The following is a 26,129-nucleotide window of genomic DNA, read 5'->3' as shown; positions in this document are numbered from 1 at the left end:
CCCGCCATTCACGGCGAGCTTATATTATTCAATTTACAATCAATATCGCTTACCGATGCTATACCAGTTTATTCGTCGCCGTATCGGGAAACACAACGGCCGGTTTAAATGTTTTAGCTTCCTCAAAATCCATCAAAGCATACGACATAATGATAACAATGTCTCCGGGTTGTGCTTTTCGTGCGGCAGCTCCGTTCAGACAGACAACACCTGAACCGCGTTGCCCTTTAATAATGTACGTTTCAAAACGTTCACCGTTATTGTTATTCACGATAGAAACCTTTTCATTAGCAATCAGGTTGGCCGCATCCAGCAGATCTTCATCTACCGTTATGCTTCCGATATAGTTCAGATTGGCTTCAGTAACCGTCACCCTGTGAATCTTTGATTTAACTACTTCTATAAACATATATATTCTAGATTTACAATCTACAAACCACAATTCTCACTTGTATTTGATATTATCAATCAAACGAACTTCTCCGCAATATACGGTAATACAGCCTACCGGAAAGTTTGTATCCGACCAATTTTTAATGGATTCCAATGTATTGCCATCCACTATCTCATAGTACTCCACTTCCATGTCCGGATCGCTATTAATCGTTTTAACTACATAGCCGATAACTTCCTGTACACTCTTTGCGGATGCAAATGTAGTACTTTCTTTCAATGTGCGTGCAATAAGCGGTGCTTTTTGACGCAATTCAGGTGTTAAACGCGTATTACGACTACTCAATGCCAGGCCATCCGCCTCACGTATAATAGGACAATCTTTGATTTTAACAGGTATGTTCAACTGTTTTACCATTGCACGGATCACAGCAATCTGCTGGAAATCTTTTTCTCCGAAATAAGCATTATCCGGTTCTACCGCATAGAACAATTTACTGACAATCTGTGCCACTCCATTAAAGTGTCCGGGACGCTTTGCACCTTCCATTACCTGCGACACAGTACCAAAGTCAAATGTACGATTATCAGGCTCCGGATACATTTCTTCAACAGTCGGAGCGAAGACATATTTACATCCGGTTGGTTCCAATAAGGCACAATCCTTTTCCAATGTCCGAGGATAAGTTTCCAAATCGCGTTTATCGTTGAATTGTGTAGGGTTTACAAAAATACTTACTACACAAATTTCATTTTCTTCAACGCAATGTTTAACCAAACTCAAATGTCCTTCATGCAATGCTCCCATTGTAGGAACAAGGCCTATCTGCCTATTTTCCTGCCTTTCCCCGGCAAGAAACTGCTTCAATTCTTTAATGCTGTTTACTATTTTCATCTTATAGATGCTTAATGACGGTGCAAAGCAACTAAATAATTACGGTAAATGAAAGAAATTTATTATCTTTGTGGCGTCTTTATAAAACTAGTTTACAGAATGGATGCAAAAAAAATCTTGTTTATAGCTCAAGAAATCACTCCCTATCTTCCCGAATCAGAAATTGCAACAATTTGCAGAAATCTGCCGCAAGGCATTCAGGAACATGGCCGCGAAATCAGAACATTCATGCCTAAATTCGGAAATATCAACGAGCGACGCAACCAGTTGCACGAAGTAATCCGTCTTTCCGGGATGAATCTTATCATTGACGACACGGACCATCCTCTGATTATCAAGGTTGCTTCCATTCAATCAGCAAGAATGCAAGTATACTTTATCGACAACGAAGACTTTTTCCAGCGAAAAGCCACTATAGCAGATGAAAACGGAAATGAGTTTGAAGACAATGACGACCGTTCTATTTTCTACATACGAGGGGTATTGGAAACAGTCAAAAAACTTCGCTGGATTCCGGATATAATCCATTGCCACGGATGGATGTCTGCCCTGACAGGCTTATATATCCGCAGAATGTATGCTGACGATCCTTGTCTGCGTAATGCAAAAATTGTGTACTCCATATACAATGATGACTTCAAAAATCCGTTTAGAAAAGAGTTTGCCAATAAACTAAAAATGGATGGAGCTAAAGATGGTGATGTCAAAGCATTAAAAACTGATACTAGTTTTACTGCGTTAACTAAGCTGGCTATAGATTTTTCCGACGGTGTTATACAAGGTAGTGAAACAATTAATCAGGATGTATTGGATTATATTTCAACGAAAAAGAATACTCCTTTTCTTCCTTACCAATCACCGGAAACCTATATTGACAAGTTTAATGAGTTTTACGATATGGTATTGAACTCCAACAAGAAATAAAGATTAATAAGATGAAATTCAACCTTTTGATACTTGGACTTTGTTTAGGAGCAAGTTGTCTGAGTGGGTGTAATGATGATTTGAGCCTGGTAGGATCTACTATCCAACCAGAAGGAGACAGACCTATAGTATACAACGATACTTTTCATATAAAAGCATCGACTATACAAATGGATTCTATTTATGCAAAAACCGAATACGGTCTGCTTGGAGATATTTATGATCCTCTTTACGGTAATCTGAAAAGCGATTACATCTGTCAGTTTTACTGCCCCGAAGACTATCAATTCAAACACAAACCACTTGATGGTAAAATCGATTCGGTAGATTTCAAGATCAAATACAGTGCCAGTTCATGGATTGGTGATTCATTAGCTCCCATGCGTGCCGAAATATTTCAGGTTACCTCTCCTTTGACAAATAATTATTATACCAATATCGATCCGAAAGATTATTGTAATATGCAAATATCTTTAGGAGCGCAAACGTATACAGCTTTCGACCCAAGCATTACCGATTCTCTACGTAAGAACGGACTGGATGTAGATGGCACATACGCATATCCAAATGTGACAATCCGTATGCCGAAAGAACTTGGACAAAAGTTTTATGACGAAACAATCAATAACCCGGGCACTTTCAAAAATCAGGATTCTTTCAATAAATTCTTCCCAGGATTATATGTTACCAATACATATGGTACAGGTAACATCTTGTTTGTAGACCGTTCTTCCTTTACTATATATTATAAATACACCGTAACTGGTAGTGCCGGACAAGATTCCATAGTTAAGGGATATGAACGTTTCAATGTAACCAAGGAAGTTATCCAGCTCAATCGTTTCAAGAATACAGACATGACCGAACTCCTGAAACCGAATGATAAATATACATATATAAAGAGTCCGGCAGGTGTATGCACTCAAATAGTTTTACCGGCTAAAGACATTATATCCGTCGTACAAGGCCGTATCCTTACAAATTTACCTCTTACCATGAAAGCTATGCCTCAGCCAAACTGGCAATACGCATTAACGCCTCCCCCCTATTTACTATTGTTGCCTCAGGATTCGGTGAAAGGTTTCTTTGAAAAGAATCAGATTGAGAACAACAAAACATCGTTCTTATCAGGAACGTATGATGCAAGTACGCGCTCTTATACATTTGGCAACATTTCTAATATTCTTCAATACCAGATAGACAATGCTCCCGAAAAAGACCTCGTAATGGTTGCTATCCCGGTTAACAGAGAAGTATCACAGGCTACGTATTATCAGGATGCTTATACGATATCTCTGAGCAATTATCTGGCTCCGGCAGGTGTCGAATTAAGGAAAGACGATGAAGTTACTCAAGTTGTGGTAACATCGTGTATATTTAAGAACTGACATAAAACAAAAATAAATAAGAAAGGCGGATCCAAAAAGATCCGCCTTTCTTATTTTCCAACTGTTTCTATTTTCCAACAGCTTTCTTTGTTGCTTTCTTTTTGTATTTATCAAGCTCTTTCTGCAAAGTTTCAATCTCTTCTCCCTGATTCTTAATCGTAGTAAGAAGCGAATTTAATTCTTCATTCTCTATATTTTCCGGGAATTCTGCATTTACACGAACAATAAAGTCCGACAATACATTCATGTAGTTATTAAAAGCGTCATAAGGATTGTCATACGGGCTAAAACTTCCTTGTCCCATATGTTTCGTACTCATATAGTAGAAATGGTCGCTGCTCTGCAAATAATACCAATCCTGACGAATACGGCGAGGTTCACACATACGTACACGTTCGCCAATTTCATTGATTTTGCGGAAAGCCTCCTGTTGCAAGACATTTCCTAACCAAGAGTTACAGTCTTTTTCTTCATCTACCCATGACATCGGATAGGGAACCGAAATAGAATCTACCGGTTTAATCAATGTAAATATTTCAGAAGGAGTAGAGAAACGAATACCTTTTTCTTCGGCAAAGCGAGGCAACGCCTTGAAAAATTCAAAAATACCTGTCGCTGCCGGATGCAAAGAACCAAGCACCTCATAATTCATAAACAAATTAATAATCTGTTCTGATTCCGGTGTTGCTGCAATCCATGACATATATTTATCGGCAGTCAGTGGATATTCATTCCAACTATAGTCGCTAAAGCGATTGGATAAGTCTTCACTGAAGCGATCATTCTTCAATAGTAAACTCAGTTTAGGAGCCACGCAGGATGAGTACATATAATTAGGGCTCTTCCATCCCAAAATATGTTTAGCCCCCTCCGTCAACATTCCTTTATACCCCATTTCGGCAACCATTGTAGAAATATCGTCGGAATAGATCAGTTCGGTGTTACGGAATACTTTCGGTTTTACGCCAAACAGTGTTTTAATTTTATCTTCCTGTTTCTTTACCTGATGTTTAAATTCATCCGGATCTCCGAGAGAAGACAAAGAATGCGCATATGTTTCCGACAAAAATTCCACATTTCCTGTAGCGGCCAATTCCTTAAAACTGTCTATAACCTCAGGAGTGTAAATTTCCATCTGTTCCAAAGCAACACCGGAAATAGAGAAAGCCACTTTAAACTTACCTCCACTTGTTTTAATCATCTCCAGTATAGTCCGGTTTGCAGGCAAATAGCACTGTTCCGCTATACGGCGAATAATTTCTTCATTCTGAAAATCATCATAATAATAATGATCGTTACCTATATCAAAGAAGCGGTATCTTTTCAAACGGAACGGCTGATGTATCTGAAAATAAAAGCAGATCGTTTTCATAATATTATTCGTTTTATTCTTGTTTTGTCGTTAATTATTAATTACCTGTTACCATGTCATAGATACGGCGGACTTTCTGCCCGGCATACTCCCACTTAATATTATCCACTTCCTTCTTGCCTTCCACTTTCAGGAATTCATGCATTGCCGGATAAGTGATAATCGAGTACATCGCATCCGCTAATGCTTCTATATCCCAATAGTCTACCTTGATAGCATAATCCAATATCTCGGCACAGCCAGATTGTTTTGAGATAATAGTAGGAACGCCGCACTGCATAGCTTCCAAAGGAGAAATACCAAACGGTTCTGAAACTGAAGGCATTACATACACATCACTTGCTTTCAGCACTTCATATACCTGTTTACCCTTCATAAATCCGGTAAAGTGGAAACGGTCTGATATATTACGGGCAGCAGCCAAACGGATCATCTGATCCATCATATCACCGCTTCCCGCCATTACAAAACGTGCATACGGAGCTCTTGCCAACACTTTGGCTGCAGCTTCAACAAAATATTCAGGACCTTTTTGCATCGTGATACGTCCCAGGAAAGTAATTATCTTATCCTTCACGCCTTTTTTATCCTGAATTGACAGAATTTCCGGACTCATTGGCTCAACTGCATTGTGCACAGTCGTTACTTTCGACGGATCCTGATGATATTTCTCGATAACTGTCTGGCGGGTCAGATTACTTACCGTAATAATATGATCGGCATTATCCATACCATTTTTCTCTATGGCGTATACATCCGGGTTCACATTCCCGCGGCTACGGTCGTAATCGGTTGCATGCACATGAATCACCAACGGTTTACCACTCACCTGCTTCGCATGAATACCGGCCGGATAAGTAAGCCAGTCATGTGCATGGATTATATCAAACAGTTCCGTGCGGGCAATCACTCCTGCCACAATGGAATAATTGTTTATTTCTTCCAACAGGTTACCCGGATAACGGCCTGAAAACTCCATGCATCCTAATTCGTTAACGTAACGGTAACTAAAGTCGGCATAAATATGATCCCTGTACGCAAAATACTGGTCTGCGCTCATACCTGCTTTCGAAACTCGTTGTTGTACATAATTATAATCAACATCTTTCCAAACGATAGGTACATTATTGACACCTACAATTTTCAAAAAACTCTGATCTTCATCACCCCAGGGCTTCGGAATACAAAAAGTTATATCCATATCCGGTTGCATAGCCATACCTCGCGTAAGTCCGTAACTGGCAGTGCCTAGCCCCCCTAAGATATGCGGAGGAAATTCCCATCCAAACATCAATGCTTTCATATGGTACTTAGTTTTAATCGGCGTTATACTTCTTCAATAAATCAACCACCCGGAGAATTGCGGCGACATTCATAGCAAATGAAATGGCGCCTCTTCCGGTAAACGGAGGATTGCCATCAAACAATTCCGGAATCGTACCGATACAATGTAATGACATTTCTTCCTCCAAGCTTATCAACATACGTTCTGCGAAAGCTACGCCGCTCTTGCCGAATACGCGTAAATAAGCTTCCAGGTATGCTCCCAACAGCCACGGCCACGCCGTACCTTGATGATATGCCAAATCACGTTCATATTGTGCACCTACGTAATAAGGTTTATATCCCTCACTCTTAGGACTCAGAGAACGCAATCCTTTAGGCGTTAACAATTCTTTTGTCACGATATCCACCACAGCACGTTTCTGTACACGTGTCAAAGGAGAATATGTAAAAGCTACAGCAAAAATCATATTCGGGCGAACACTCCAGTCCATTGAAAAACCGCTAACCGAGTCAAACAGATAATTATAACCATTTACAAATGTTTCTGCAAAGGACTTATCCATTGCATTAATAATAGTATCTATTTTCTCAATAGACATTTCCCCCGTCAATTCTTTATAGAAGCAAAGAGCATTATACCATAAAGAATTAAACTCAATAATATAACCGGAACGGGGAACTACAGGTTTGCCGTTTACCGTAGAATTCATCCATGTAATTGCTTTATCACGCCCGTTTGCGAAAAGTAATCCATTATCCATCAGCTTCATATCCGGGTGTTTTTGCGATGAAATATAATCAATAATTTCGCCAACAAAACCGGAATATAACTCTCTGGCTTTCTCTATCCCTTGTTCTTTCGCATATTGTTGTATAGCCCAGATAGCCCACATAGGAACATCTGGAGCGTCTATTTCCTTAATTACGGAATCAAGCTGTCCGCTCACCATAAAATTACGTATGGCCGGCATTGCCGTATGCATAATTTTCTCAAAACGTACCGGATCATCAATAGAAAGAGTACATCCGGGAAGTGCAATAAATAAATCTCGCGCGCGTACCTTGAACCAAGGATAACCTGCCAACAAATAAGCATCATTTTCTTTAGGCCGGAAGTAGAATTGCTGTGCCGAGTTTTTCAGACAATTGTAAAAACTGGTACGCGGAGTACGCGCTAAGACTTCATTTTCATATAAAGCCTTCAAACGGGTTGTAGAGACCGCACTGTCGCCTGCACTAAAAATGATAGATTCACCTTTTTTAATCGGCACTTCAAAATATCCCGGAACATAAAGATCTTCTTTATACGGATAGCCTCTCTCTTGCTCTTTCGAATATTCTACGCCATTATACCAGTAAGGTTCATAAACGAACTTAACCTTTTTATTAAACTGCATGAACAATTCGGGATAGCCCGGATACATACAGGTTTTAATACCGTTTGTTATTTCCGTATACGATTGATTTACATTCCCGTTTGCCTGAGCTAAATTCTTTACACTACGAAATGCCAAAAACGGACGGAAACGAAGTGTCGTCGCCGAATGTGCATCTTCCAAAGTATATTTGATCATAATCCGGTTTTCAAACATCGAAAACACCTTCTCTTTGGAAAATATAACGCCACCTACTCTGTAAAGTGTTCTGGGTACTGTTTCCGAACTATACTCTCGGATATACTTATGTCCCTTCGGACTAAAGTTGTTCCCTTGATATTTATGTAAACCAAGATTAAATTCGGCACCATGCTGGATAACTGTTTCATCAAAAGATGATAAAATCACATGATTATCATCATCAACAGCAGGAACAGGCATTACGAGTAATCCGTGGTATTTCCTGGTATTACAATCAACAACAGTAGTGCTATGGTATGCCCCCAAACGATTCGTCCGGAGCACTTCACGAGTCAATGACTCTTCCAGGTTTATCATTACTGTTTTGTCAAATTTAAGATAACTCATACGTATATTTGGGTTTTAAGTTATTGCTTTTAATTATCAAAATGTAATCATTTCTATTGTGAATCAAATGTATTACTTATAAACTGAAAAAGCAAACTGCTTTTCATATTTATTCAGAAAGACGGTTATTTGGTTTCTTGAACATTTTTGACTATCAAATCATTATGGGCAAATATGCTCAAAAGGTGTGTTGTCAAACATACAAACTTTTGTTAATAGACACATCCTTTTCTTTACATTTTTCATGTTTTCAACCGTACTATTCTATCACTCCCGAAATGGCATTTTGTCGCAAAACTCGCTGTTTTGTCTTTCTCTTTACTGTTTACATATTTCATTATTAAATTTATGTATTACCTGCAAACGAAATACCAGGTATGTACTTGTTTATCCGAATCATCTGCAAATCGGGAATTTTATGTAATTTTGCAAATACAATTATCAACATATATCAAATGAAAAGGCTTATTATTAACGTAGTAATTTTATTAAGTATTTTAAATATGGCAGAAGCAGCAAACAATCCCTTTTTCGAGAAATACAAAACACCGTTTGAAACACCTCCTTTCGACAAGATCAAGACCGGACATTACGAACCGGCCTTTGAGGAAGGAATCAAACAGTTAAATGCAGAAATAGAAAACATTGCCAATAGCAACCAACCTGCTACTTTTGAGAACACCATCGTAGCAATCGAGCATGCCGGCAAGCTATTAGATAATGTAAGCAACGCATTTTTTAACGTATTAAGTGCGGAAGCCAACGACGAAATGATGGATATATCCCAACGCATATCTCCCAAACTGTCGGAAAGCTCAAATAATATTTATCTGAACGAGAAGCTGTTCAGCCGGGTAAAGTCCGTATATGATCAAAAAGATAAATTAAATCTTTCTACCGAAGACGCTAAATTACTTGATGAAACATACGAAGCTTTCAAAATACAAGGAGCCACTCTCAATCCTGAAGATAAGGAAAAGTATCGCAAACTAAGTACGGATTTAAGCATTCTTACCTTAAAGTTCGATCAAAATGCATTGAAAGACAAAAACCGTTTCGAATTGCTGATTACTAATGAAGAAGAATTAGCAGGATTACCCGAAAGTGCAAAAGAAGCTGCAGCCATAACTGCCAAAGCAAAAGGGAAAGAAGGTTGGCTGTTTACCCTGTCGGCACCTAGTTATACACCCTTCATGCGTTATTCAGACCGTCGTGATCTCCGCGAAAAAATGTACCGCGAATTCATGAGTATAGGTAATAAAGGAGACGAATACGACAATAAAGAGATCGTAAAACAAATAGCAAACATTCGTCTTAACATAGCCAATCTAATGGGTTTTAAAGACTTTGCCGATTACAACCTGAAGCACACTATGGCTAAAAACCAATCAAATGTGTACAAACTACTAAACCAACTGTTGGAAGCATACAAACCTGTCGCCATTAACGAATACAATGCCGTACAAGGTTTTGCCATAGGACAGGAAAAGGAAAACATCACGATTATGCCTTGGGACTGGAGTTACTATTCCGAGAAGCTAAAAGATATCCGTTTCAATATAAACGATGAAATGACGCGTCCGTACTTTGAACTCAATAACGTAAAAAAAGGTGTTTTTGGACTAGCAACCCAACTATATGGCATTACGTTTAAAGAAAACAAAAAGATTCCGGTTTACCACCCCGAAGTACAAGCTTACGAAGTATATGACGCCGACGGAAAATTCCTTTCCGTATTATATACAGATTTTTTTCCACGCGATGGAAAACAAAGCGGTGCATGGATGAACAACATCAAACCCCAGTACAAAGAAAATGCCAACGGCAAGGACAGCCGCCCACAAATCATAATCGTGATGAACTTCACCCGCCCTACAGACACAAAACCGTCTTTGCTTACATTTGATGAAGTAAACACCCTGTTACATGAATTTGGGCACGCACTACATGGCATGTTTGCCAACGGAACATACGCTAGCCTTTCGGGCACAAGTGTATATCGGGATTTTGTAGAATTGCCTTCGCAAATCATGGAAAACTGGCTGACCGAAAAGGAATTTCTCGACCAGATTGCCGTACATTACCAAACCGGCGAAAAAATTCCCCAGGATATGATTCAGAAACTGATCGATGCATCCAACTTCAACGCAGGTTACTTTTGTTGCCGCCAACTTAGTTTCGGTTTGCTGGATATGGCATGGCATACAATTACAACTCCATTCGAAGGAGATGTGGTAGCTTTCGAGAAACAGGCCTGGAAACCGGCTCAAATTCTTCCAGACATACCCGGTACACTGATGAGCACCAGTTTCGGCCATATCTTCTCCGGAGGTTATTCTGCCGGATATTATGGCTACAAATGGGCGGAAGTATTGGATGCCGACGCATTTGCCGCATTCAAAGCCGCCGGAATATTCAATAAAGAGGTTGCTAAATCGTTTCGTGATAATATTCTTTCAAAAGGCGGAACGGAAGATCCGGCAGTACTATACAAGCGTTTCCGTGGACAAGAACCAACCATTGATGCACTGTTAATCCGCAACGGCATCAGGAAATAAAAAACACCTGCAAAGGTTACAAATAAATGATCCCGATGATTTTTGGAAATGATCCCGATGAAATAAAAAAAACATCGGGATGAAAAGAAAAAAACATCGGCAGCCTAATAGAAAAAGGTCGGCATCAAAAAACAAAAAGATGCCGACCTTTTTTTCAACAAATATGTTTACCTTTGGCGGTTGATTACAAGGATAAAACAGGTAAACGATGTGCGAAAAAACAGAAAAGCAACTCGAATTGGATAAACGTTATCTCCGAATGGCTGCCGTATGGGCTGAAAATTCGTATTGCAAACGCCGTCAGGTAGGAGCTCTCATAGTAAAAGATCAAATGATTATTTCTGACGGTTACAATGGTACGCCTTCCGGTTTCGAGAATGTTTGCGAAGACGAAAACAACGTAACCAAGCCCTATGTACTACATGCCGAAGCAAATGCCATTACCAAAGTGGCGGCATCGTCCAACAGTAGTAAAGGAGCAACTATATACGTCACTTCCGCCCCATGCATAGAATGTGCGAAACTTATCATACAATCAGGTATTAAACGCGTGGTTTATTCCGAAAAATACCGTATAGAAGACGGCTGCAACTTACTGAAGCGTGCAGGTGTTATAATAGATTATATAGAGACGAAAGAATAATTAGACGTTTTATGAGTAAAAATAAAAGATTGGCCATCTGGCTACCCGTTATAATAGCTGCCAGCATTTCATTAGGTATTTTCATCGGAAACCATTACTATACCATAGGACAAGGCAAACGGCATAAGTATTCGAGCGGGAATAAGATAAACGCAGTATTGGACATAATAGATGAACAATATGTAGATACTGTCAACATGGGGCAACTGGTAGAAGGAGCTATTCCTAAGATATTCAGCGAACTCGACCCGCATTCGGTTTACATTCCGGCCGAAGACGCTGCAATGGTAAACGAAGACCTGGAAGGTTCATTCAGTGGTATTGGCGTTTCTTTTAACATGCAGACCGATACGATAATGATCATAAGTGTCATACCCGGCGGGCCATCCGAAAAAGCAGGCCTACTACCGTTTGACCGTATTATTACAATTAACGACTCGATATTCTCCGGCAACAAAACATCACAGGCAAAGATCATGAAAACCCTGCGTGGTGCAAAAAACAGCACAGTAAAACTGGGAGTAAAACGCGGCAACTCGCCCGAACTTATCTACTTTGATGTTACAAGAGGCGACGTACCTGTTAAATCTGTAGACGTAGCTTATGAAGTGCATAAAGGTGTCGGATATATCAAAGTAAGCAAATTCGGACGGACTACATACAACGAATTCATAACCGCCATAGCCAAACTAAAAGAGGCAGGATGCACCTCTTTTATCGTAGACCTCAGAGGAAATACAGGAGGATACATGGATGCTGCCATCAATATGTTGAATGAATTTTTACCGGAAGGACGACTGATAGTTTATACCGAAGGAAAATCTTTCCCCCGCTCGGATGTATATGCCAATGGTACCGGAACATGTAAGGATAATCCTATCGTAGTATTGACAGATGAAATATCGGCTTCAGCCAGTGAGATTTTCTCAGGAGCCATCCAGGATAACGACCGGGGGCTGATTATAGGACGACGCACATATGGAAAAGGATTGGTACAGACTCAGATAGCACTTACCGATGGCTCCGCGCTGCGCCTTACCATAGCCCGTTATTATACACCTTCAGGACGTTGCATTCAGAAAAACTATGAAATGGGTAAAACGGATGATTACGATCAGGATATTTATAACCGTTACATACACGGAGAGTTTGATTCGGCCGATAGTATCAAAATGAATGATAAATTAAAATACCAAACAGTGAAGGGCCGCACCGTTTACGGCGGAGGAGGTATTATGCCTGACATTTTCATCCCACGCGACACAAGCGGCATCACTTCTTATTATTCAAACATTATAAACAGTGGCGTACTTTACCTGTATGCGTTAGAATATTCCGACCGTAATCATAAGAAGCTGGCTTCTTTCAAGACCTGGCAGGACATGTACAAATATCTGCAACATCAACCATTGCTGACAGACTTTACAAACTTTGCAGCAACAAAAGGTATCAAGAAACGTCCTACACTGATTAACATATCAGGTAAACTGATCGAGAACCAGCTGCAAGCTTATATCGTACGCAATTTCTTTGACGACGAAGGTTTCTATCCGATCTTTTATAACGACGACGTTACATTGAAACGCGCAATTGAAATATTAAAAGAAGGAAAATCCGTACCGACTGCTGAAAAAACATCCAACAATGGAGAATTACAAAGCCAAGCAAATGCTACGCGAGGCTATGGCCTTGCGAAAGAAAGAATATTCGAGAACTACATTATCTGAATTATCCCAGCAGATAATGGATAAACTGGAGCAAACCGATGCTTTCAAAAAAGCCAACTGCATTGCTCTGTATCATGCCATTGCCGGAGAAGTACAAACGGCAGATTTCATTGAAAAATGGTATGAAAAGAAAAAAATACTCCTCCCCGTAATAGAAGGCAGCGATCTGAGATTGCTGCCTTATACGGGGAAAAGCTCCCTAAGATCAGGCATATTTGGCATCCTGGAACCGGCTACTCCAGATAAAGATGAAAAAGTCATGGATGAAAAGGAAATAGATTTAATCATCGTTCCGGGAGTAGCTTTCGATAGGCTACATAACCGCATGGGGCGGGGCAAAGGCTACTACGACCGACTATTATCTACACTTTCGGCACTTAAAATAGGAATATGTTTCGACTTCCAACTACAAAACGAAATCCCGGTGGAACCTTTTGATAAAAAAATGGATTACATCATCACGGAAAACGAAGTCATCTAACTCCTAACGGATAACCAAATCAGTAATAGCTGTTGCTTTGGCATATTCATTCAGGCTTTTAATAAGCCTTTCCCGGCAAAGGATAAGTTCGCTACGCAAGACTGAAGAAGTAAGCGAAACATAAAGTACCTTATCGCGTACATATATATTACGTGTATAATGCAAAACCATTGGGCCCAGCACCTCTCCCCAAGCACGTTGCACGCGGATTTCGATCATTTTCTCATACAGTTCGGTATTATCTTCAAAAAAGTCACGGAGAACCTCTCCTATCGATTGTGTATTTTTACGCAACATACATTATTCCTCCATTGGTTGAATTTCACCCTGTTCCACCTTAAACAATGCATAATCATGATGCATAGCCGATAATATTTCATCCAGATATTTACGGTTCGTATCCGTAATAAAAATCTGTCCGAATGTGTCATTACTCACCAACTTGACAATCTGCTCAACACGGGCGGCATCCAGTTTATCAAAAATATCGTCGAGCAACAGTATAGGCGTTGTATTGCCTTTTCTGGCAAGAAATACAAACTGCGCCAGCTTCAAAGCAATAAGATACGTTTTGTTCTGGCCTTGCGAACCGATACGACGAATCAGGTATCCTCCCAGTGTCATTTCGAGTTCATCTTTATGAATGCCCGTCGAGGAATAACCAAGAATACGATCCCGCTCACGGTTATTCAATAACATATCCGCCAGGTCTCCCTCCTCCAGTTGGGATGCGTAACGTAATCCAACCTGCTCTGCAGACTGGCAGATCGTTTGATAGTATTCATTAAAGATAGGGGTAAATTCGTCTACCAAAGATTGGCGTTTTTCCCTAATCATCCCGCCATACATACCCATTTGCATCTCGAGCACTTCGTACAAAGAAGCATCCTTAGATTGGTTTTTTAATAATACATTACGCTGTTGCATGGCTTTATTATACTGTATCAAAGCATGAAGATACTGCTTATCTTGCTGGGAAATAATAACATCCAACAAGCGTCGTCTTTCATCACTCCCGCCTTGGATCAATTCCGAATCGGCCGGAGACACCATCACGAGAGGCAAAAGGCCTATATGCTCCGAAAGCTTGTCATACTCTTTTTTATTCCGCTTAAACTGCTTCCGCTGGCGACGGCGCATAGCACAGAATATATCTTCTTCCCGCCCTTCATAGTCATAAAAACCTTGAATCACGCACAGTTCTTCATCATTACGAATAATTTGATTGTCCGGTGTATTGATATGACTTTTACAGAAAGACAAATAATGGATAGCATCCAGTAAGTTCGTCTTACCCATCCCGTTATTGCCAAAAAAGCAATTCATTTTGGGAGAGAAAGAAACTTCCGACTGAAGAATATTTTTGTAATTAAGAATAGAAAGCTTTTTTAATATCATCTGTACCGCATTAATCGTACAAAATTAAAAAATATACTTCTAAGTATAGATTATATCAGTAAAAAAAACTACTTTTGCGCTTTGAATTGCCAAGTTCATAATTACGGCATTAAATCAGTGATAAAATTAATAAATAACTATAACACATTATGGCTACTAAAGAAAAGGACACCAACAAAGAGTTAGAAGTGGAAGAAATTGTTTCCAAATCGGAACAGTTTATTGAAAACAACTCAAAGAAAATTATTTACAGTATAATAGCTATTGCACTCGTTGTTGGAGCTGTTTTGGGAATCAGGCATGGTTATTTAATTCCTCAGGAAAAGAAAGCCGCAGCTGCTATATTTAAAGGTGAACAATACTTTGCAAGAGACTCTTTTGCATTGGCATTGAACGGTAACGGTTCTGATTATGAAGGCTTCGAAGCTATCATCGACCAATACGGAAGCACCGATGCTGCTAATTTGGCAAAAGCATACGCCGGTATCTGCTATTTTAAGCTTGGAGATACGCAGAAAGCATTGGATTTATTGAAATCATTCAGCTCAGGCGACAACATGATTTCACCGGCCATCACAGGTCTTATCGGAGATTGTTATGTAAACATGGGTAATGTTAAAGAAGGCATCAGCTACTTTGAAAAAGCTGCAAAACAGGCAGACAACGAAGTAATAAGCCCGGTATATCTGAAAAAGGCAGGTACTGCTTACGAAAGTTTAAAACAATACAAAGATGCAGCAAAAGCATACACATCTATCAAAGAAAAATATGCTACTTCAATGGAAGCTGCCGATATTGAAAAGTACATTATTCGTGCTACTGCATTATCTGAAAATTAAAAACGGAATACATAGTTAATATAACAAACAAGAGGATGTCTCAACTTATAAGGCATCCTTTTCTTTTAAGAATACAATTATGGCTACAGCTTATCAGAATTTATCGGATTACGACTTCAACAGCGTTCCTGATGCATCAGAAATGAATATTGGTATCGTAGTTGCAGAATGGAACAAAAACATAACTGAAAAATTGCTGGAAGGTGCTTGCAACACATTGGAAAAGCACGGAGTAAAACCGGAAAATATCGTTGTCAAACGCGTTCCGGGTAGTTTTGAACTGACTTTTGGTGCCAAAAGATTGGCCGAATCTAAAGAATTAGACGCTATAATTGTTTTAGGATGCGTTGTAAGAGGAGATACTCCACATTTTGACTACGTATGTTCTGGAGTTACCCAAGGCATTACAGAACTGAATCTTATGTACGATATTCCTTTCATCTTCGGACTGTTAACTACTGACACCATGCAACAATCAGAAGATCGTGCCGGTGGAAAATACGGAAATAAAGGAGATGAAGCTGCTATTACAGCAATAAAAATGATAGATTTTTCTTGCAAATTACAAAATTAATAGTACCTTTGCACTGCAATTAAAAGCAAGGGGGCAGTTACCAGAGTGGCCAAATGGGGCTGACTGTAACTCAGCTGGCTTTCGCCTTCGGTGGTTCGAATCCATCACTGCCCACCCTTATTTTATGCAACTTGCGGAAGTAGCTCAGTTGATAGAGCATTAGCCTTCCAAGCTGAGGGTCGCGGGTTTGAGCCCCGTCTTCCGCTCTTAAAGAGGAAAACTTTTCAGTTTTCCTCTTTTTTTTATTCCTTTTCCACGAATGTCGCTAAAATAATATATATCTTAGCCCCATTAACAAATAAAAAACAAATACGATATGAGACCCACAAAATGGATATCTGTGCTGCTGACCGTTTTAATGCTGGCCAGTTGTGCTTCCTATAGAATAGAAAATCAAATGCACAAGATTGAATTAGGTATGTCCAAAAAGAAAGTAGTATCTGTGCTTGGTAAAAACTACGATACAGTTGGAGCCAGTGTAACACCGGACGGCTCTTTTGAAAGAATCAGCTATCCCTTTGCTAACATACTAAACGAAGAAGGTTATTACATTTTAAGTTTCAAAGACAATGTGCTTGTTGAATGGTTCAAAGAAAAAAAGCTAAACCGGAACCATTATCACGAACATTGAATTATATCCAGTTACTATTCTCTTTCTTTAGCAGGTCGTCATTATGAATGCTCCGCATCACTTTCTTAACGCTCGTTTTTAAATCACCGAAACGATAAGAAACCGAGATTCCAAAAGTATGGTTCCAATCTTTATTAGCCAGAACAGACGAAAAGCAAAGGACCGCTATTATCATTCAGCTTCGGATTCCACAATTACTCGGGAACTAAAAAGGCGATTGTCTCCGATCTGAACAAAGCTTTACCCTATACAATCATGCAAAACTCCGAACAATGGCTATCTCAAGACAATTTGCAGACCTATTCCAAATTATCCGATCTTTGGGAAGTCCGTTAGCTATAGAAAGTCCTTATAAAGATTTGATCGGGGCAAAGCATATATCCTCGAAATAAAAGAGGAATTAAATTACCGGGGATAATTCCTTTTAGGATTCTTCGGGAACCAACCTTTTAACACGCGCTCTTCTTGTTCAAATATCTCTTTTATTGTCCAGAAAGAAGAAAAGGCAAATACCCCGAATATAGCAGAAAGAAATACGCTCTCTATAAATAAAGAGGAAACAGTTCCAGCTATCCCCAAAACAAGGAATATCCACCAACATTTGGTTCCCCAGTAATATTCGGCTTTTACTACTACTGGATGGAATAATCCGATAATCAAGAAGGTTACAATACCTATCAGCAAACCATCAAAATTAATTGATTCCATATTCATTATTTTTCTAATATAAACTTTATTTGTAAATCAAAGATACGAAGATAAAGCATATATAAACAATAGATTCTTTTTATCTTATGATTGACAGATCATAATGTCCGGCCAAAAATAAAAAAAGACACCCGGCAATTCATGTCGGATGTCTCTCATATCGTTATTGAAACGTATTTTTATTCTGCCGGCTTTTCTGCAGGAGCTTCTTCAGTTGCAGCTGGCTGTTGAGCCGTTCCAAAGTTAGGAGCAACTGTATTCGGATCTATTGTTACAGCATTTTCAATTTGTTGTTTGATCTCTGACTGACTGGAATGTTCTACTCTAGGAATAAATGAAGTAATAACAATACTCAAAACTATTACAGTTCCAGCCAAAGTCCATGTAGCTTTTTCCAGAAAATCGGTAGTCTTACGTACCCCCATAATTTGGTTAGAAGAAGAGAATCCTGAAGCCAAACCGCCTCCTTTTGAATTTTGAACCAATACAATTAAGATTAACAGTATTGAAGCGATTAGGATTAAGATAGAAATAAATACGTACATCTTAGTTTTATTTTTTAGTGTTAATAATCAATTTTTCCAAAAATCTAATTTGATCTGCAAAGTAAATATTTTTTTCCGGATATTTCAAGTTTAAGTTTTTAATTATTTGTAACGCTTTCTCATATCGCTTTTGTTTAACATAAATATGAGCTAAAGTTTCCGTAAAATAGGAGTCATCCAACGGTTTAAGATGTGCTTCTTCCAATTCATCCGATGAATCAGAAATATCTAAACTCTCATCTGCAGACTCTATATTTAATCCACTGCCAGGAACACGTTGTTCTTCATTTTTGATAAAAGAATCAATCAGGTCATGATGCTGCAATTTTGCAACCGGTTCATTGTTCTCATGTTTTTCATCTGTTTCGGAAAGAGACCAATAAATATAATCCGAAGAAACAGACGGTTGGAACAGTAATGTATTCTCCGTCTGTTGTCCGTTATCATCTGCGCTTGAAGACAAGAATGCTTCTATTAAAGAAAAAGAATCATCTTTTTCAAAATCGTCTTTTATAGAAGAATTATTTGTTTTTAATCCATAAAGTTCACCCTTAACCAAAGCAAACATTTTTTTTCGGTCAGGAATATGAACTGCCATCTTTTTTAACTCCGAACCGAAACATATATCATTCAACACAGCAAGATTCTTCAAATATAACATTCTTGCCGTATGGAAATAAGGAAAATCATCCACAATCTGTTTTAAAACAGGAAGCGTTTCTTCCGACAACGAAGAAGGATTCTCCATTAAACGATATAGTTCCGCCGTATTCATCCTTACCAGTTAGCTACCGTTGCATTATAGATTTGATCTACCAGTTCATCTACAATCTCTTTACACAAAGAATCCTGTATATTTTGCAACATCACATTACTGTCAAATTCACGATATGCAGAAAAAGTTTGTTCAAAGTCATCATCCGGAGTAACCCGGTTTGAATAACGAACACGAACCGTAATTGTCAAACGTGTTTGAGACGCATAAGCATCTTCTTTCACTGCCATAGGCGTCAGTTCATAACCAGTTATCTCACCTTCCAAATCCAAATCGCCGTTGCTCCGTACTAATTGTAAACGGGTCTGACGTATGTAAATATCCTTCAATGTCTCTGTGAAGACCTGTGATAAAGGAGGATATACCAAAGCTGCCTGGTTGGGAAAATCTTTGATGGTTATTGTTTTAATCTTTGTATAATCAATAGAAGCGCCATTAAATTTATACGAAATAGAACATGCCGTAACCAATGCGGTCAAAAGACAAAAGAATACTATTATTTTTTTATTCAACATATTACTCCAGATTATATTCTTTAATTTTACGATACAATGTACGTTCTGAAATTTTCAAGTCGGCAGCAGCATTCTTACGACGACCGTTATGTTTCTCTAAAGCTTTACGAATCATTTCCTTTTCAACATCTTCCAAGGATAATGACACCTCTTCTTCTACATCTTCTGCTTCTTGTATCGGCGCATGGTGTACCTGATGAACCGGATGTATAGGATGAGCATATGATGATTCTTCCGGAACAGGCATTTGTATATTTCCTCCCATTATGTCATGCACTAATTTCTTTAGTTCGTTGACATCCTTTTTCATATCAAAAAGTACCTGATAAAGAATCTCCCGTTCACTGTTGAATATCTTTTGATCATTGTCTTGTTTTACCAGTACCGGATATTTCTCCAAATTCAAATTAGGCAGATATTGGCGTAATATATCAGCCGTAATATCTCTGTTTTCCTCAATTACTGAGATACGTTCGGTCACATTCTTTAATTCGCGCACATTCCCAGGCCAACGATAAGTTATCAGTAACTGACGTGCTTCATCTTCCAAACGGACAGGAGGCATTCTATATTTCTCTGCACAATCTCCGGCAAACTTACGGAATAACAAAGAAATATCTTCTGTGCGTTCACGTAATGGAGGAACCTGGATAGGTACCGTACTCAAACGATAAAATAAATCTTCACGGAATTTTCCTTCGGATACGGCCTGTATCAAATTTACATTGGTCGCCGCAACTATACGTACATTTGTTTTCTGAACTTTTGAAGAACCTACTTTAATAAACTCCCCTGTTTCCAATACGCGTAACAAACGAGCCTGTGTAGGCATGGGAAGCTCGCCCACTTCATCTAAAAATATGGTTCCACCATCAGCTACCTCAAAATATCCCTTACGGTCGGCCAACGCCCCTGTAAAAGAACCTTTTTCATGACCAAACAATTCTGAGTCAATAGTACCTTCAGGAATTGCACCACAATTTACTGCAATATATTGTCCGTGCTTACGGGGACTATTCTGGTGTATGATTTGAGGGAAAGTTTCTTTTCCCACACCACTTTCACCTGTAATCAAAACAGATAAATCGGTCGGAGCAACCTGCAGAGCCACATCAATCGCACGATTCAAGGCCGGGCTATTACCAATAATTCCAAAACGCTGCTTTATCTGTTGCACGTCTATTTTTAACATCATATTTATTAGATATCTGTAATTATTTCAGTTTATCTGCCAAAATTACAAATCTTAATCCAAACTTCCACAATAGAAAGCAGAATCTAATAGTCGTTTCTTATTTTTTAGCACCGTAAGTACGGTTATACAAAAATTCGGCTAGCTCCTTATCGTCTGAAATATTTTTTATCTCCTCTGGAGAAATTGGTTCACCTATATAAACATCAGCCGTCTTACCACGTTTATTAAACGCTTCTGCAGGTATACGCAATGTCCTTATTTTCCAACTGATATTTCCCAGCCAATAAAAGAATTTCGAATTCAGAAAATCAAAATATACAGGATAAACCGGAACATTTGATTTACGAATCAAACGTATGACACTATGAGTCCAAGGCAAATCTTGTATTCTTTTTGTATCTTTATTATAAAAGGAAATTGCTCCGGCCGGAAAGAAACCCATCGGATGCCCTTCTTTCAAACGTTGTAAAGAAACACGGACTCCATTAACATTAGCTGGATTTGCTCCTTGGTTATTGGAATCCGGTACTACCGATACGAAATTATCATCCATCGCTCCGATCTTGGAAAGAATACCGTTTACCATCACTTTAAAATCCGGGCGGCGAGCAGCGAATATATCAATCAACATAATACCGTCCAACGATCCGATCGGATGATTGGAAACTGTACAAAAAGCACCTTCCGGCAAATGGTCTAAAAGCCCTGCATTATGAACATTATATTTAATATCAATCAGCGGATCGCCCAACAAAGATGTTGTAAACTCAGCCCCACGTAATGCACAATTATTAGCATGTACTTTATTAACTTTGTCCACACAAAGCAACTTGATGACCAATTTCCCTAAGAAAGTTCCAACGGGTCCTTTAAAAAACGGGACCATTTCCTGTAGGTCATATATATCAACTACACTTTTTTTCATAATTCCTATTACAAGAAAGATGCGCACATCTTTTCATGCTTCTTCATTGCAATAGCCAAAACAATATTCAGCACGATTAGTTCATACAAATAATAAGCCCAAACTTGTCCAGTCAGCACTATAATAAACATGACTATAGTACGTCCGTTAAATGTTAGCAAATCTATAAGACGCATAAGTTCACGGCTCTGCTTACGAAAATTAATCCTGATATCTTCAGGAATATTATCTCCATATTCAGCATGTAAACGACATAGCATTTGTTGCAAAGTCGGAGTTGCTTTTACTTGCAGCAGGGTATACCAGCGATATAAGAAATAAAAAGCCTTATTAATACCATATTTCATTTCTTTGTGCTTGGCCTTCACCTGTTCTAAAGATTGAAATTCGGCTCCTTTATCCTTACTTATAAAATAAAGATGAAGTGTTTTGTAATAGTCAGTAATATTTGCTTGTATCAGATGAGAGAGTCCGGATAATACGGCCAAAGCAAAAAACCAGTAAGTTCCATAATCGTGCGCCAACCGCAAAGCGAAACCCACATATATACAAGTAAACCAGATATCTCCGGCAAAACCATCCAAAATACGTCCAATTGCCGATTTAATGCCAGTAAGACGTGCCAGCTGCCCATCTACACAGTCCAATATATTAGCAAATACAAGCAATAAAATTCCTATAATATTATACGTCAAATTATCGTGGTAAAACATAAATCCGGTACCAGCCCCTACAAAAATAGAAACAACTGTTACCATATTCGGTGTAATCCTTGTACCACGAAGCATCTTGGCAATACGAAAACCAATAGGACGATAAAATATCTTGTCAATTACATTTTCAGTCTCTATTGATTTTAACGAAGCCTCGTATTCTTTATCCAAATTACTCATTTGTTCATTATTTATATGAGTAGCCACCATCAACAACGACTATTTCGCCATTAAAGTAACTATTTTCTATCAACATTTTATAGACTTCAGCCAACTCGTCGGGATCACAAAAACGCCCTAAAGCGATCTTATTTTCTATATTCCGCCGTATCTTCACTGGTTTCGTTTTCTGCCATTCCGTATCAACAAAGCCGGGAGCCACAGCATTTATCCGTAAGTCATATGGAGCTAAAAACTTAACCAAATTTTTCACTAAAGCGTGAATCGCACTTTTAGTCACACCATATGCCAGAGATACGGAATGAGGTTCAATACCCATTAAAGAACCGGTAAAAACTATCGATCCTCTTTTATTCATTAAACCAACAATACGCTGTAGAAGAAATACAGGAAAATGAATATTCGCAAAAAATACCCGCTCCCATTCCGGCACCGACAATTCTTCAAACGGATCACGGCAAGTCATGCCTGCATTAAATACAATGGCATCTAACCGAATGGATTGGTCTGTCAAATACAGATATATGCTTTCTATGGAATTACAATCGGAAATATCAGCTTTCAAACTGCTGACTTTTACATCATAAATCGCCGAAAGTTCCTCACAAACCTGCGCAGCTTTTATACAATCCGAGGCATAAGTCAACAAAAGATTATAACCCGATTTGGCTAAACAAGAAGCAACCGCCTTACCAATACCCTTTGTGCCTCCGGTAATTAAAGCATATTTCTCCATGAAGTGTATTCTATTCTTTTTCGCTAAAGCCTTTTACGGATTGAGGCTTCGCATTACGTTGAGATTTAAGATTAGCTTCGTATGAATCATGAATGGTCTTTTTCAGATTTGAAGAGGAAACGCCTGTTCCATAAGGAAAATAAAAAACTTGAACTCCCAAATCTTTCAAATAGTCATATTTACCATACCAATCATCACCAACAACAAATGCATCGATATTTAATTTTTTGACAATTTCCGAATGATCCAACGAATGTTGGGGAATTACGATATCCGGTGTTTTCAAGGCTTCTATAATCTGAAGACGTTCATTAAACGGGATTATCGGACATGCCTTGTAAGAAGATACTAATTCATCCGTACTTACACCTACAATCAAAATATCCGCCAGGCTACGGGCATAATTAATCATCCGAAGATGATTGTAATGAAACATATCAAATGTCCCGGAAGTATATACTATTGTTTTATCCTTAAACATGTCGCTATTTTAATTTTGAACCGCAAACTTACACAAACTTTTCCTATCTAAAAAGTATAATAGGAAAAAGCATGGATTTCATTCTATCCATGCTTCTTTTCTTTTAAATATCACCGGATTCTTCGTCCTTCGTCAAATCTAGTTTTTCATTATCGCCTCCCTTGTCAAAGTATTGCTTACGGAGAGGGTTTGCTGTCGCTTCAAAATATCGTATCCGATTACGATATATATCCAAAGCCACATACAAAGCCTGACGAAACGATTCTTCAGAAGCCAGGTTCTGTCCGGCTATATCATAAGCCGTGCCATGTGCAGGAGAAGTACGGATAATTGGTAAACCGGCAGTATAATTTACACCGTCCTCCATTGCCAAAGTCTTAAACGGAGCCAGTCCCTGGTCATGATACATAGCTAAAACACCATCAAATTTATCATACATACAAGAACCAAAGAAGCCATCGGCGGCATAGGGTCCAAAAGACATCACACCTCTTTTTTCGGCCTCTTGCATAGCCGGTATAATAATCGTTTCTTCTTCATTTCCAAGCAAACCAGCATCTCCGGCGTGCGGATTCAATGACAATACAGCAATTCTGGGTTTTACTATTCCAAAGTCTTGCTTTAATGACTGATTAAATATACGGAGTTTACTTACAATATCTTCCTGAGTTATGGATGAAGAAACCTTTGACAAAGGTATATGTCCGGTAACCAAAGCAACACGAAGAGTATCATTCATCAATATCATCAGAGCTTTCTTTCCTAAACCGCCAAAACACTCTTCCAAATATTCCGTATGTCCGGGGAAATGGAAATCATCATTTTGGATATTATGCTTGTTAATCGGAGCCGTCAGTAATACATCAACAACACCTCGCTTCAGATCCATTACAGCAGCCTCCAATGACTTAAATGCAGCTTCTCCTGCCACAGCAGTTGACTGAGCAAGCTCAACCTTTGTCTCGTCATCCACACAATTGATGATATTTACGCGATTTACACCAGCTTCTTCCGCCTTGGTAATAATATTCATATTAACAGGAGGAAGCTCTAAAGCTTTCCTATGGTATGCCGCGATCTTTGAAGAACCATAAATAACAGGTGTACAAAGTTCAGCAACACGGGCGTCCGAGAATGTTTTCAGTATCACTTCATATCCGATACCGTTTATATCTCCGTGAGTAATCCCCACTTTAATCAATCGTTCTTCCATATATAATATGTTTATTTCTTTTGTTCAGGAACATCAAGCGGATCACTTACCGGCTTGTCAAATTCCCCTGGCAAACGTAAAGTATATAATGCCGCTTCTATACGACGTATAAAATTACGCTTACTTGTCTCAGGTGCAAAAACAAAACCTTCAGCAACCACAACCCTATTATTCTTTTCATCCAAACGGATATGGCTTACAAACGGCCCTCCCATCATATCACCTCGCATTTTCCATAAACCGCGTAACACTCCGCAATATTTACCATTAACAGTAATTGGTTCATAATGAACGCCCCCCAGGGTTTCTGTTGCCATATAAGAACCTGGGAATGCACCCGGCAGATTAGCCTTCAACACAGAATCGCGCTTTGCTACCAGATAATCGGCTGTAAATGTATCCGGATCCGTATAGGGGAATGTGTAAACGACTAAATCTGTGCGTCCTGTATTTGCATTATTAGATGCCCAGAAAAAGTTTGTCGTATCCTTATAATAAGTCATATTTTCTGGTGCATTCAACATTACGTCAAAATCTTTCTTCAAATGCTCCATTACAACAGAACTATAATTCTTTTCCAACTGAGCAATCGCGCGGTTCATTTCTGCTTCAACAAAGAAATTGGCCAGTTTATTTTTATTAGCGGTCAAATATTCAACAATACTTTGTGCATCCGGAGCTTTTAAAGTCAGCACGACTTGTCCTTTTGCCCAAGGATTATTTTCATAGCTTAATGAAACTTTCGTATAAGTAGACGGATTAATTTTAACAATCAATATATTACGTACAAGCTTAAGCAATCCGTTAAAATCTTTAGGTTGAGCATATGTAATTTTAAGAGAAGGCTCCGACTGAGGAAGGCCAGGCACCGGAGATTCCAGGTCAGCCTTGATTATCTCACCTGCTTCCCCTTTCCAATCCTTTTGATCCATTACGACAATAACTTCATAAGCAAGCCCAGTAGCCTGTGTCATCACCGGACCGGAACTACAAGCCCCTAATAATACCAGGAGCAACAAACTGGCAATAAATAAATGTGTTTTCATACCCGTTATGTTTTATATAATAC

The 26,129-nt window shown here is 38.9% G+C and carries 28 protein-coding genes and 2 tRNA genes; 11 read left to right on the top strand and 19 right to left on the bottom strand.

The features are described from left to right. Window positions 1-58: 58 nt before the first annotated feature. Both panD and panC read right to left on the bottom strand, forming a co-directional pair. The gene (gene panD / locus ACYIB7_RS05210) at window positions 59-409 is read right to left on the bottom strand and encodes an aspartate 1-decarboxylase (RefSeq protein ID WP_103982945.1); all 351 of its coding nucleotides are present in this window, start codon (window positions 407-409) and stop codon (window positions 59-61) included. Window positions 410-445: 36 nt separating this feature from the next. After that, window positions 446-1,288, bottom strand: a complete 843-nt coding sequence (panC, locus tag ACYIB7_RS05205) for a pantoate--beta-alanine ligase (RefSeq protein ID WP_103982946.1) — start codon at window positions 1,286-1,288, stop codon at window positions 446-448. 99 nt (window positions 1,289-1,387) lie between these two features. Here panC and ACYIB7_RS05200 point away from each other — a divergent pair, with 99 nt between their 5' ends. Together ACYIB7_RS05200 and ACYIB7_RS05195 are read left to right on the top strand one after the other, a co-directional pair. After that, on the top strand, window positions 1,388-2,212 hold the full coding sequence (locus ACYIB7_RS05200) for a glycogen/starch synthase (RefSeq protein WP_103983056.1): 825 nt from the start codon (window positions 1,388-1,390) through the stop codon (window positions 2,210-2,212). 11 nt (window positions 2,213-2,223) lie between these two features. Continuing rightward, on the top strand, window positions 2,224-3,600 hold the full coding sequence (locus ACYIB7_RS05195) for a DUF4270 domain-containing protein (RefSeq protein ID WP_099463231.1): 1,377 nt from the start codon (window positions 2,224-2,226) through the stop codon (window positions 3,598-3,600). A gap of 67 nt (window positions 3,601-3,667) precedes the next feature. Here ACYIB7_RS05195 and ACYIB7_RS05190 read toward each other — a convergent pair whose 3' ends face one another. From ACYIB7_RS05190 to ACYIB7_RS05180, 3 genes are read right to left on the bottom strand one after another with little or no spacing between them, the layout of a single operon-like run. Next, the gene (locus tag ACYIB7_RS05190; protein WP_103982947.1) at window positions 3,668-4,972 is read right to left on the bottom strand and encodes a glycoside hydrolase family 57 protein; all 1,305 of its coding nucleotides are present in this window, start codon (window positions 4,970-4,972) and stop codon (window positions 3,668-3,670) included. Between the two features lie 37 nt (window positions 4,973-5,009). Continuing rightward, complete coding sequence (locus ACYIB7_RS05185; protein ID WP_103982948.1) at window positions 5,010-6,275, bottom strand: glycosyltransferase; 1,266 nt, start codon at window positions 6,273-6,275, stop codon at window positions 5,010-5,012. 13 nt (window positions 6,276-6,288) lie between these two features. Beyond that, entirely contained in the window at window positions 6,289-8,223 is a 1,935-nt protein-coding gene (locus ACYIB7_RS05180) for a glycogen debranching enzyme N-terminal domain-containing protein (RefSeq protein WP_480338282.1), read from the bottom strand. A gap of 503 nt (window positions 8,224-8,726) precedes the next feature. Here ACYIB7_RS05180 and ACYIB7_RS05175 point away from each other — a divergent pair. From ACYIB7_RS05175 to ACYIB7_RS05160, 4 genes are all read left to right on the top strand, one after another. Then, the gene (locus ACYIB7_RS05175) at window positions 8,727-10,781 is read left to right on the top strand and encodes a M3 family metallopeptidase (protein ID WP_480338281.1); all 2,055 of its coding nucleotides are present in this window, start codon (window positions 8,727-8,729) and stop codon (window positions 10,779-10,781) included. A gap of 208 nt (window positions 10,782-10,989) precedes the next feature. Beyond that, window positions 10,990-11,424 carry a dCMP deaminase family protein gene (locus ACYIB7_RS05170; protein ID WP_099463235.1) on the top strand — a complete coding sequence of 145 codons (435 nt, stop codon included), beginning with the start codon at window positions 10,990-10,992 and terminating at the stop codon, window positions 11,422-11,424. A gap of 11 nt (window positions 11,425-11,435) precedes the next feature. Then, window positions 11,436-13,151, top strand: coding sequence for a S41 family peptidase (locus ACYIB7_RS05165; protein ID WP_103982950.1), 1,716 nt, complete (start codon window positions 11,436-11,438; stop codon window positions 13,149-13,151). Next, window positions 13,108-13,632 (top strand): 5-formyltetrahydrofolate cyclo-ligase, encoded by a 525-nt coding sequence (locus ACYIB7_RS05160; protein WP_234999307.1) that lies wholly within the window; start codon window positions 13,108-13,110, stop codon window positions 13,630-13,632. The genes ACYIB7_RS05165 and ACYIB7_RS05160 overlap by 44 nt, the downstream gene beginning before the upstream one ends. Before the next feature lie 3 nt (window positions 13,633-13,635). Here ACYIB7_RS05160 and ACYIB7_RS05155 read toward each other — a convergent pair whose 3' ends face one another. Together ACYIB7_RS05155 and recF are read right to left on the bottom strand one after the other, a co-directional pair. Beyond that, the gene (locus tag ACYIB7_RS05155) at window positions 13,636-13,929 is read right to left on the bottom strand and encodes a DciA family protein (protein ID WP_103982952.1); all 294 of its coding nucleotides are present in this window, start codon (window positions 13,927-13,929) and stop codon (window positions 13,636-13,638) included. Between the two features lie 3 nt (window positions 13,930-13,932). Next, complete coding sequence (recF, locus tag ACYIB7_RS05150) at window positions 13,933-15,030, bottom strand: DNA replication/repair protein RecF (protein WP_103982953.1); 1,098 nt, start codon at window positions 15,028-15,030, stop codon at window positions 13,933-13,935. Window positions 15,031-15,179: 149 nt separating this feature from the next. On the opposite strand from recF, the gene ACYIB7_RS05145 reads away from it, so the two are divergent. From ACYIB7_RS05145 to ACYIB7_RS05125, 5 genes are all read left to right on the top strand, one after another. Next, window positions 15,180-15,869: a tetratricopeptide repeat protein gene (locus ACYIB7_RS05145; protein ID WP_103982954.1), complete on the top strand. Its 690-nt coding sequence runs from the start codon at window positions 15,180-15,182 to the stop codon at window positions 15,867-15,869. A gap of 79 nt (window positions 15,870-15,948) precedes the next feature. Continuing rightward, window positions 15,949-16,443, top strand: coding sequence for a 6,7-dimethyl-8-ribityllumazine synthase (gene ribH, locus ACYIB7_RS05140; RefSeq protein ID WP_103982955.1), 495 nt, complete (start codon window positions 15,949-15,951; stop codon window positions 16,441-16,443). A gap of 31 nt (window positions 16,444-16,474) precedes the next feature. Further along, window positions 16,475-16,557 (top strand) — tRNA-Tyr (locus ACYIB7_RS05135). Between the two features lie 19 nt (window positions 16,558-16,576). Then, a tRNA-Gly gene (locus ACYIB7_RS05130) sits at window positions 16,577-16,649 on the top strand. A gap of 110 nt (window positions 16,650-16,759) precedes the next feature. Beyond that, window positions 16,760-17,074 (top strand): hypothetical protein, encoded by a 315-nt coding sequence (locus tag ACYIB7_RS05125; protein WP_103982956.1) that lies wholly within the window; start codon window positions 16,760-16,762, stop codon window positions 17,072-17,074. A gap of 1 nt (window position 17,075) precedes the next feature. On the opposite strand, the gene ACYIB7_RS05120 is transcribed toward ACYIB7_RS05125, so the two are convergent. The 12 genes from ACYIB7_RS05120 to ACYIB7_RS05065 form a co-directional block, all read right to left on the bottom strand. Then, a complete protein-coding gene (locus tag ACYIB7_RS05120) occupies window positions 17,076-17,249 on the bottom strand; it encodes a hypothetical protein (RefSeq protein WP_160034648.1) in 174 nt (57 codons plus the stop codon). A gap of 230 nt (window positions 17,250-17,479) precedes the next feature. Next, on the bottom strand, window positions 17,480-17,782 hold the full coding sequence (locus tag ACYIB7_RS05115; protein ID WP_099464044.1) for a DUF4491 family protein: 303 nt from the start codon (window positions 17,780-17,782) through the stop codon (window positions 17,480-17,482). 179 nt (window positions 17,783-17,961) lie between these two features. Then, a complete protein-coding gene (gene secG / locus ACYIB7_RS05110) occupies window positions 17,962-18,327 on the bottom strand; it encodes a preprotein translocase subunit SecG (protein ID WP_103982957.1) in 366 nt (121 codons plus the stop codon). Between the two features lie 7 nt (window positions 18,328-18,334). Beyond that, window positions 18,335-19,102, bottom strand: coding sequence for a hypothetical protein (locus tag ACYIB7_RS05105; RefSeq protein WP_103982958.1), 768 nt, complete (start codon window positions 19,100-19,102; stop codon window positions 18,335-18,337). A 2-nt stretch (window positions 19,103-19,104) separates the two neighbouring features. Then, window positions 19,105-19,617 (bottom strand): LptE family protein, encoded by a 513-nt coding sequence (locus ACYIB7_RS05100; protein ID WP_099463245.1) that lies wholly within the window; start codon window positions 19,615-19,617, stop codon window positions 19,105-19,107. Window position 19,618: 1 nt separating this feature from the next. Further along, a complete protein-coding gene (locus ACYIB7_RS05095; protein ID WP_480338453.1) occupies window positions 19,619-20,809 on the bottom strand; it encodes a sigma-54 interaction domain-containing protein in 1,191 nt (396 codons plus the stop codon). Window positions 20,810-20,909: 100 nt separating this feature from the next. Then, the gene (locus ACYIB7_RS05090) at window positions 20,910-21,737 is read right to left on the bottom strand and encodes a lysophospholipid acyltransferase family protein (protein ID WP_103982959.1); all 828 of its coding nucleotides are present in this window, start codon (window positions 21,735-21,737) and stop codon (window positions 20,910-20,912) included. Between the two features lie 8 nt (window positions 21,738-21,745). Beyond that, a complete protein-coding gene (locus ACYIB7_RS05085) occupies window positions 21,746-22,630 on the bottom strand; it encodes a CDP-alcohol phosphatidyltransferase family protein (RefSeq protein WP_103983059.1) in 885 nt (294 codons plus the stop codon). Window positions 22,631-22,637: 7 nt separating this feature from the next. Further along, window positions 22,638-23,366 carry an SDR family NAD(P)-dependent oxidoreductase gene (locus ACYIB7_RS05080; protein WP_103982960.1) on the bottom strand — a complete coding sequence of 243 codons (729 nt, stop codon included), beginning with the start codon at window positions 23,364-23,366 and terminating at the stop codon, window positions 22,638-22,640. A 10-nt stretch (window positions 23,367-23,376) separates the two neighbouring features. After that, a complete protein-coding gene (locus tag ACYIB7_RS05075; protein WP_099463248.1) occupies window positions 23,377-23,847 on the bottom strand; it encodes an FAD synthase family protein in 471 nt (156 codons plus the stop codon). Window positions 23,848-23,950: 103 nt separating this feature from the next. Next, the gene (gene pdxA / locus ACYIB7_RS05070) at window positions 23,951-25,060 is read right to left on the bottom strand and encodes a 4-hydroxythreonine-4-phosphate dehydrogenase PdxA (protein ID WP_103982961.1); all 1,110 of its coding nucleotides are present in this window, start codon (window positions 25,058-25,060) and stop codon (window positions 23,951-23,953) included. Between the two features lie 11 nt (window positions 25,061-25,071). Then, a complete protein-coding gene (locus ACYIB7_RS05065) occupies window positions 25,072-26,106 on the bottom strand; it encodes a DUF4837 family protein (RefSeq protein WP_103982962.1) in 1,035 nt (344 codons plus the stop codon). Window positions 26,107-26,129 lie beyond the last annotated feature (23 nt).

The sequence above is a fragment of the Parabacteroides sp. KHUB-03 genome, assembly GCF_056640975.1.
This window is presented reverse-complemented; position numbering and strand designations above follow the sequence as displayed.

What these genes read in the sequence shown, in the direction of transcription:
- panD (WP_103982945.1), bottom strand. Translation starts at nt 409, where the DNA reads ATGTTTATAGAAGTAGTTAAATCAAAGATTCACAGGGTGACGGTTACT.
- panC (WP_103982946.1), bottom strand. Translation starts at nt 1,288, where the DNA reads ATGAAAATAGTAAACAGCATTAAAGAATTGAAGCAGTTTCTTGCCGGG.
- ACYIB7_RS05200 (WP_103983056.1), top strand. Translation starts at nt 1,388, where the DNA reads ATGGATGCAAAAAAAATCTTGTTTATAGCTCAAGAAATCACTCCCTAT.
- ACYIB7_RS05195 (WP_099463231.1), top strand. Translation starts at nt 2,224, where the DNA reads ATGAAATTCAACCTTTTGATACTTGGACTTTGTTTAGGAGCAAGTTGT.
- ACYIB7_RS05190 (WP_103982947.1), bottom strand. Translation starts at nt 4,972, where the DNA reads ATGAAAACGATCTGCTTTTATTTTCAGATACATCAGCCGTTCCGTTTG.
- ACYIB7_RS05185 (WP_103982948.1), bottom strand. Translation starts at nt 6,275, where the DNA reads ATGAAAGCATTGATGTTTGGATGGGAATTTCCTCCGCATATCTTAGGG.
- ACYIB7_RS05180 (WP_480338282.1), bottom strand. Translation starts at nt 8,223, where the DNA reads ATGAGTTATCTTAAATTTGACAAAACAGTAATGATAAACCTGGAAGAG.
- ACYIB7_RS05175 (WP_480338281.1), top strand. Translation starts at nt 8,727, where the DNA reads ATGGCAGAAGCAGCAAACAATCCCTTTTTCGAGAAATACAAAACACCG.
- ACYIB7_RS05170 (WP_099463235.1), top strand. Translation starts at nt 10,990, where the DNA reads ATGTGCGAAAAAACAGAAAAGCAACTCGAATTGGATAAACGTTATCTC.
- ACYIB7_RS05165 (WP_103982950.1), top strand. Translation starts at nt 11,436, where the DNA reads ATGAGTAAAAATAAAAGATTGGCCATCTGGCTACCCGTTATAATAGCT.
- ACYIB7_RS05160 (WP_234999307.1), top strand. Translation starts at nt 13,108, where the DNA reads ATGGCCTTGCGAAAGAAAGAATATTCGAGAACTACATTATCTGAATTA.
- ACYIB7_RS05155 (WP_103982952.1), bottom strand. Translation starts at nt 13,929, where the DNA reads ATGTTGCGTAAAAATACACAATCGATAGGAGAGGTTCTCCGTGACTTT.
- recF (WP_103982953.1), bottom strand. Translation starts at nt 15,030, where the DNA reads ATGATATTAAAAAAGCTTTCTATTCTTAATTACAAAAATATTCTTCAG.
- ACYIB7_RS05145 (WP_103982954.1), top strand. Translation starts at nt 15,180, where the DNA reads ATGGCTACTAAAGAAAAGGACACCAACAAAGAGTTAGAAGTGGAAGAA.
- ribH (WP_103982955.1), top strand. Translation starts at nt 15,949, where the DNA reads ATGGCTACAGCTTATCAGAATTTATCGGATTACGACTTCAACAGCGTT.
- ACYIB7_RS05125 (WP_103982956.1), top strand. Translation starts at nt 16,760, where the DNA reads ATGAGACCCACAAAATGGATATCTGTGCTGCTGACCGTTTTAATGCTG.
- ACYIB7_RS05120 (WP_160034648.1), bottom strand. Translation starts at nt 17,249, where the DNA reads ATGATAATAGCGGTCCTTTGCTTTTCGTCTGTTCTGGCTAATAAAGAT.
- ACYIB7_RS05115 (WP_099464044.1), bottom strand. Translation starts at nt 17,782, where the DNA reads ATGGAATCAATTAATTTTGATGGTTTGCTGATAGGTATTGTAACCTTC.
- secG (WP_103982957.1), bottom strand. Translation starts at nt 18,327, where the DNA reads ATGTACGTATTTATTTCTATCTTAATCCTAATCGCTTCAATACTGTTA.
- ACYIB7_RS05105 (WP_103982958.1), bottom strand. Translation starts at nt 19,102, where the DNA reads ATGAATACGGCGGAACTATATCGTTTAATGGAGAATCCTTCTTCGTTG.
- ACYIB7_RS05100 (WP_099463245.1), bottom strand. Translation starts at nt 19,617, where the DNA reads ATGTTGAATAAAAAAATAATAGTATTCTTTTGTCTTTTGACCGCATTG.
- ACYIB7_RS05095 (WP_480338453.1), bottom strand. Translation starts at nt 20,809, where the DNA reads ATGTTAAAAATAGACGTGCAACAGATAAAGCAGCGTTTTGGAATTATT.
- ACYIB7_RS05090 (WP_103982959.1), bottom strand. Translation starts at nt 21,737, where the DNA reads ATGAAAAAAAGTGTAGTTGATATATATGACCTACAGGAAATGGTCCCG.
- ACYIB7_RS05085 (WP_103983059.1), bottom strand. Translation starts at nt 22,630, where the DNA reads ATGAGTAATTTGGATAAAGAATACGAGGCTTCGTTAAAATCAATAGAG.
- ACYIB7_RS05080 (WP_103982960.1), bottom strand. Translation starts at nt 23,366, where the DNA reads ATGGAGAAATATGCTTTAATTACCGGAGGCACAAAGGGTATTGGTAAG.
- ACYIB7_RS05075 (WP_099463248.1), bottom strand. Translation starts at nt 23,847, where the DNA reads ATGTTTAAGGATAAAACAATAGTATATACTTCCGGGACATTTGATATG.
- pdxA (WP_103982961.1), bottom strand. Translation starts at nt 25,060, where the DNA reads ATGGAAGAACGATTGATTAAAGTGGGGATTACTCACGGAGATATAAAC.
- ACYIB7_RS05065 (WP_103982962.1), bottom strand. Translation starts at nt 26,106, where the DNA reads ATGAAAACACATTTATTTATTGCCAGTTTGTTGCTCCTGGTATTATTA.